Genomic DNA, 6871 nt, shown 5'->3' on the forward strand with positions numbered 1-6871 from the left:
GCAGCACTACTATGGTCAGAAAATCCCACCTGGACAGCCCAGCAGGTGAAAGACGTGTTACTGCAGACAGTAGACCCCATTGCCTCCCTAAATGGGATTACGGTATCAGGGGGGCGACTGAATGTTTATAATGCCTTGCTGGCAACCACCACAACACTACCATCAGGTACAGTTGAGTTTGCGCCAGGGGAAACCACTAAGGAAATTACAGTCTATGTGAGTGGTGATACTGATTTTGAAGGGGATGAAGGATTCAGTGTGACCTTATCTAATCCTGTGGATGCCATCATCAACACAGACACTGCAGGGGGAACCATTCTCAATGATGACACTGCAATAGACAACGCACAAAAAATTACATCTAGCAGCAATATATCTGCTGCTCCTGGTGGAACTGTAACAATTCCTCTGTACTACGATACTACCACTGGTGATAACAGCCTACCTGGTATTAGTCTGCGCCTACACTACAATTCCAGCGAGCTAACTTTTAACAATGCCAGTGACCTGTTCCTAACAAACCTGTTTGGTAATGTCAAGGAATTACCAGACAATGGAAACTTCGACAACGATGTGACTACTGATCGTTTCTTACAATTGCAATACAACGACTTTACAGGCGACTGGCCGAATCAGCCTTTACCCTTAAAGTTAGCTGATTTCAAGTTTACTACCACCGATAGTTTTACTGGCACCCAAGTTAACTTCAGTTCCAGTAATACAGCCGCTGGTTACGCTCTGGCAGCAAACTCTATTACAGTGAGTCAAGGATGGAATCTGGACATTGACGGTAATGGCGAGATAAAAGCATTGTCTGATGGTGTCATCCTCATGCGTCACCTGTTCGGTTCGTTTATTGGCAATGAGTTAATTGACGGAGCTATTGCTCCTAATGCTACCCGCGACCTGGTAGCAATTCAGGCCTACTTACAGGAAGGGGTCAACCAAGGACACCTTGATATTGATGGTAATGGTTCAGTAGGAGCCTATTCTGACGGTATCATGGCAGTGCGTTATATGTTTGGTAGTTTCCCAGGAGACGCATTAACTCATGAAGCCCTTTCTCCTAATGCTACCCGGGACTTGGCGCAGATACAAAACCACTTAGAGCAGTTAACTACTCTGGTGTAGTAAGTAAGTTGATTTCCTCAATAGTGATGGGCATAGCCCATCACTTTCATATTGGTGACGGCTGGCAATAGGGAGTAAAAAAATCTATGTCGCCTCTCAGCTCAGGTACACTGACAAATAGATAAAAATGCTCGGTGGGAGATAATATCATACCTCCTAGTTTTTTAATCTCTATTCTTCTTAAAGGCGACACCCGGATTTGAACCGGGGGATAAAGGTTTTGCAGACCTCTGCCTTACCACTTGGCTATGTCGCCGCTTTCATATTTGCTGATGATAACACATTCCACAAATTTACGCCATACGTCTGAGGAAATTTTTCTGGAGTTGAGGGAATTTAGTGGTTAATGGCATTTTAACACCCCAGGAGATGGTAAGGCGAGATAAAGATATATAGGGAAAGTGTGAGGAATTGATGAATTTCTGGCAAATATGCGTGACTTAAAATACAAAAAAAAATACAATTTCACTCTTAAGATGGATAAAAATTCAGAGATTTTGATAAATTCCATGTTGATTGATGGTTTTTAGTTCTATGGTGACATTAAAGATCAGTATGACCTGGGTGAGTTACTGCCAAGACAGAATCAGATATTCAACAAATATGATAATCAGTGAAAATGAATCAAGTATATCCCATGTCAATTGTCCAAATCACAGATATAAATCTGTTTGGCTCGGAAAATCATAAAATGCTGGGAATGCCTACTATAAAGTCTTTCCAGGCTATTGTAGACAAATTACACGCATTCGGGAATGAACTTGATCTACTGCTAGTGACGGGAAATTTATCTGGGGATGGTAATCTTCAGTCTTATGACAATCTCCAAAGTCTGCTGAACCCACTACGAATACCTGTTTATTGGTTACCGGGAAATAATGACTGTGCGATCGCCATGGATAATATCTTAAATATGGGTATGATTTCCCGGCGCAAGTCTTTCAAGCGGGGTGGGTGGAATTTTATTTTACTAGATTCTTGTGTTCCCGGTTGTAGCCATGGTTATCTTTCGGGTAAAACTCTCGATCGGCTCAACCGTGAGTTGACAATATTGGGAGATCATCCCACTTTAGTGGCGCTACATCACCCCCCTTTTGCAGTTAATTCACCGTGGTTAGATCATAGCAGTTTGCAAAATCCCCAAGAATTATTTGCTGTTCTCGATCGCCATCCCCAGGTGAAGTTAGTCTTATTTGGTCACATCCATCAGGAATTTCAACGCCAACGCGGCCAAGTTCACTACCTGGGTACCCCCTCCACGGGACTACAGTTCCGCACCCAAAGCCCTACCTTAATGATTGACTCAAAATACCCGGGTTTTCGGTTGTTGAAACTCTACCCCAATGGGATGTGGGAAACTACAGTAGAAAGAGTTCCTTATTTCCAGCCATTGGAGTTAGTTGCTACAGTATCTTAATTGAACTATACTTGTGTTACCTATATTACCTCATCGGCAAAAGTTTGGCGACGGACAAAGTAAAATGGCCCTGCGACAGAACCCCAAATATGTTCGTTGGTGTCTAAATCCCGGCCTCGGTCAAGGCTGATAAATTTCTGTTCGTCAATTTCAAATTCACTATCTAAGTAGGTTTCTTGTCCCTTACGAAAAACAATACAGCCTTTACCAGGTTCTACCTTACCTTTGAAGCTGTTACCCGACCACTCTACAATCATATTACATCCTGGTAGCTTTTCTAAGCAGTCCTTAGTTAAAGTTTGTAAGCGTGGGAGGTCACGGGATGCGCCATAAAAATTTTCTTCTGATTTGACGGTGTAGTTTTCAATTGCGATGCGATCGCCAGCGTTGACCAATTTTAATACCCGCACACGATAGGGGTCATTGAGCATATAATCATAGGCTTGTTCGACAAATAAACTCACCCCTGATAATAATTCTACAGGTAGGGGGCGCATACACACGCGAATATGGGCAAAAAACGGCGGATTTTCAAAGGCTTGTGCTTGATTACTAAAATCAGCCGCCATCCAGCGGGCCAAGGTGGTAATATCCATGGAATTAGTAATTACAGATGTTAATTTAGATTATCTAGCTTTATTTTAAGGCTTGGGATGATCACATCTGAGGTAAATTATCCATGCTCAGGCACTTGTATATTACTGTTAGTATAGTTATCCTCTGTCAGTTTCATACTGCGGTTACCCCAGCACAGGCTCAATTTCCCCCCAATCCCCTAGAAGTTACCACACCCGACCCCCTGCTACCGCCTTTGAGGGATAAACAGCAGTTAACTATCCCACAACGGGAAAACTTAGAAAGGGCTTTAGATGCTTTGAATCAGGAAGCTACAGCTAAATTACAAGGGGGAGACCAACCAGGAGCTTTTGCCATTTGGAACCGGGAAATACGGTTACGCCGCTATTTAGGTGTATTCGCTGAAGTAAAAGCCTTATCCCGCTTTGGTGCGATCGCATGGGGTGAAAATGACGGGGAGCAAGTCAGATATATTACACAGCGGCTGCAAACTATCCAGCAGGAAGCCCAAAAAGCCAAGGGTTTTGATTGGGAATTAATGCGATCGCTCGGTGAAGCATACCAGCAAGTGCGATCGCCTAAATTAGCTTTACAAGCCTATCAGCAAGTTTTAACAGTAGTACAACAGCAACAAGATACAGCAGCAGTATTGCAAACCCTGACCACAATTGGCGAACTCCATTTGAGTTGGTTCGATTATCCCCAAGCAGCGGCCACCTATGAGCAATTATTAAATTTAACTGCTAACCAGGGCGATCGCGCCAGGGAGTTAGTATATCTGCAACAGCTAATTTATATATACCAGCAGCACCAACAACCCCAAGCAGCAATAGATACCCTCCAGAGAATAGTAAAAATTTACCAACAGGAAAATAACCTGACTAAAATAGCAGAATCACGATTAGCTATTGGTGTTAATTATCAATCCCTCGCCCAGAAAAATCCTAGTTTACTCAAACAAGCATTTAACAACTATCAACAAGCTTATATTATAGCCATGGAATCTCGGCATTATATTCAGGCTGGGGAAGCTTTACAAAAAATAATTTCTTTATATATTAACCAAGGACAAACAGACGCAGCTTTACAAGTCAGCCAAATTTTAATAGAAACCCAAGAGCAAGCCATGAATTATTATGGCATGATGGCGGCTTATGATCAAATGGGTCAATTGTATTTACAAACTCAGAACTATTCCCAAGCACTCATAGCCTTTGAAAAAGGATTAGAACTGGCTCAACAACTCAAACATCAAGAAACATACTTTATCCAGCAGATTGAGAAAGCCTCAAAATATAGCATTTCCCATGCTCGTGAGGTACAAAGTTGTTTAGTTTCAGGGAACACCGGAACAGGGAACAGGGAATAGGGAATAGGGAATATTCTTGTACTTTCTTAGTTTAGCCTATTGGTAGCGTCAATCTCCATATGCTAAAAATTTCAACATTTCTTCAATACAATTAATCATTTTGTGGAAATACTTCACCCAATATCCCCATTCACCATCCCATGAGGTAAATTAATATCATAAGTATTCCCTAGTATTCCCTGGTTACTCTGATGATAAAAAAATTAATAGAAGTCGCCCTACCCCTAGAAGCCATCAACCAAGAATCAGCCAGGGAAAAATCCATCAGACACGGACATCCTTCTACACTCCATTTATGGTGGGCTAGGCGACCTTTAGCCACTTGTAGAGCCGTATTATTTGCTTCCTTAGTCGATGACCCCTCTAGTCACCCCGACAAATTCCCCACAGAAGTAGACCAAGCACAAGAAAGACAACGCCTATTTGATATCATTGGCAAAATTGCTACCCTAGAAAAAAAAGGGAAACAAGAGCAAGTAGTACAAGGTTTAGTATCCTGGGACAGTATCAACAAACCGGAAATTATCCAAACCGCCCAAGCAGAAATCGCCCGCTGTTTAGCCTGGAGTCGCAACGAAACACCACCCACAGACCCCGCAAAAGTACTGACATATCTACAAAACTATGCACCCCCCGTTTATGACCCCTTTTGTGGCGGTGGTTCCATACCCCTAGAAGGACAACGCCTAGGTTTAGTCGCCCATGGTAGTGATATTAACCCCGTCGCCGTCCTCATTACTAAAGCCCTCATTGAAATTCCCCCCAAATTTCCCAATCAACCCCCCATCAACCCCCAAGCACAAAGAGAATTAAAAGCCGACCAATGGTACGGCGCCCAGGGGTTAGCTGCTGATGTCCGCTACTATGGCGAATGGATGCGGGAGCAAGCCTTTAAAACCATTGGCGATTTATACCCCAAAGTCACCCTACCCCAGGAGCATGGCGGTGGGGAAGCAACCGTAATTGCTTGGTTGTGGGCGCGAACCGTCAAATGTCCTAACCCCGCTTGTGGGGCGCAAATGCCCTTAGTAAATTCTTTTAAATTATCCACCAAAAAGGGTAAGGAAGCTTGGGTAGAACCTGTAATTGATAGCAGTCACCAACCCCCCACAGTTACTTTTACAGTCAAAACCGGCGAAGGAACACCACGGGAGGGAACCGTTAACCGCAGAGGGGCGATGTGTATTTGTTGTGACAGTCCTGTAACCTTTGACCACATCCGCCAGGAGGGGAAAGCAGGAAGAATGCAGACTCAGTTAATGGCTATTGTCGCAGAAGGTCAAAAGCAACGCTTGTATATTCCCCCCAATGAGGAACATATCAAAGTGGCTTTGTCAGCACACCCACAATGGAAACCAGAGGCAAATTTACCAGATAATCCTCGTAATTTTAACACACCAAATTATGGAATTAATACATTTGATAAATTATTCACCCCCCGTCAGCTTGTCGCCTTAACCACCTTCAGCGATTTAGTCACCACCGCCAGGGAACAAGTCAAACTCGATGCTCTAGCTGCGGGTATGGCTGATGATAACTTACCACTTTCCCAAGGGGGTATGGGTGCCACAGCTTACGCCGATGCTGTCGCCACTTATTTGGGGTTTGGGGTCAGTCGTTTAGCTGACAGAAATTCAAGTGTTTGTTCTTGGGATATTAGCAGAGATAGCACAAGAAATACATTTGCCCGTCAAGCTATTCCCATGACCTGGGACTTTGTAGAAGCTAACCCCTTGAGTGATTCTACAGGTAACTTTGGCGGTGCTGTTGACTGGATATCAGCAGTCATAGAATTAACAAACACCCACACCCCTGGCCTAGTTAAACAACATAATGCAGCCCAAAAATTACATTTAAATTCTCCTGTCATCTCCACCGACCCCCCATACTACGATAACATCGGCTATGCAGACTTAGCCGACTTCTTTTATGTCTGGCTGCGCCGTTCCATTGGCAAACTTTACCCACAAATTTGCAGCACCATACTAGTACCCAAAACAGAAGAACTAGTCGCCACCCCCTACAGATTTGGCGGCGATAAACAAAAAGCTAAAGATTTTTTTGAAACCGGTTTAGGTCAAGCCTTTACCAGAATGCGAGAAACCGCACATCCTGAATATCCAGTTACCATTTATTACGCCTTTAAACAGTCAGAAACAGAAACCAGTCAAAATAACGAAAGTGTCACCGCTTCCACCGGTTGGGAAACCATGCTAGAAGGTTTAATCCAATCTGGGTTTACCATTGTCGGTACTTGGCCCATGCGGACAGAATTAAGTAACCGCAGTGTCGGTATTGGTACTAACGCCCTCGCCTCCTCCATCGTCCTTGTCTGTCGTCCCCGTGAAGAAACCGCCCCCTCCGTCACCCGTCGCCAA

5 protein-coding genes and 1 tRNA gene are annotated in these 6871 nt (G+C 43.8%); 4 read left to right on the forward strand and 2 right to left on the reverse strand.

Going from position 1 to position 6871, the window contains the following annotated elements; all coding sequences use genetic code 11:
• The coding region (locus PN447_RS06960) for a Calx-beta domain-containing protein (RefSeq protein ID WP_271761954.1) at positions 1–1131 on the forward strand (1131 nt) is incomplete at its 5' end.
• 184 nt (positions 1132–1315) lie between these two features.
• Here PN447_RS06960 and PN447_RS06965 read toward each other — a convergent pair.
• Positions 1316–1387: transfer RNA gene (locus tag PN447_RS06965), tRNA-Cys, on the reverse strand.
• Positions 1388–1750: 363 nt separating this feature from the next.
• Between PN447_RS06965 and PN447_RS06970 the strand changes: the two genes are divergently transcribed.
• On the forward strand, positions 1751–2548 hold the full coding sequence (locus PN447_RS06970; RefSeq protein WP_271761955.1) for a phosphodiesterase: 798 nt from the start codon (positions 1751–1753) through the stop codon (positions 2546–2548).
• 20 nt (positions 2549–2568) lie between these two features.
• Here the strand turns inward: PN447_RS06970 and PN447_RS06975 are convergent, their stop codons facing one another.
• On the reverse strand, positions 2569–3156 hold the full coding sequence (locus tag PN447_RS06975) for a chromophore lyase CpcT/CpeT (RefSeq protein WP_271761959.1): 588 nt from the start codon (positions 3154–3156) through the stop codon (positions 2569–2571).
• A 71-nt stretch (positions 3157–3227) separates the two neighbouring features.
• On the opposite strand from PN447_RS06975, the gene PN447_RS06980 reads away from it, so the two are divergent.
• Both PN447_RS06980 and PN447_RS06985 read left to right on the forward strand, forming a co-directional pair.
• Positions 3228–4493 (forward strand): tetratricopeptide repeat protein, encoded by a 1266-nt coding sequence (locus PN447_RS06980; protein ID WP_271761956.1) that lies wholly within the window; start codon positions 3228–3230, stop codon positions 4491–4493.
• 191 nt (positions 4494–4684) lie between these two features.
• Positions 4685–6871, forward strand: a 2187-nt coding sequence (locus PN447_RS06985; RefSeq protein ID WP_271761958.1) for a DUF1156 domain-containing protein, incomplete at its 3' end; no start/stop codon positions are given.

This window comes from Anabaena sp. CS-542/02, from assembly GCF_028331085.1.
In the GTDB taxonomy this organism is placed as follows: domain Bacteria; phylum Cyanobacteriota; class Cyanobacteriia; order Cyanobacteriales; family Nostocaceae; genus Anabaenopsis; species Anabaenopsis arnoldii.

Bases quoted from the DNA above. Each gene is read 5' to 3' on its own strand.
- PN447_RS06970 (WP_271761955.1), top strand. From the start codon at position 1,751: ATGAATCAAGTATATCCCATGTCAATTGTCCAAATCACAGATATAAAT.
- PN447_RS06980 (WP_271761956.1), top strand. From the start codon at position 3,228: ATGCTCAGGCACTTGTATATTACTGTTAGTATAGTTATCCTCTGTCAG.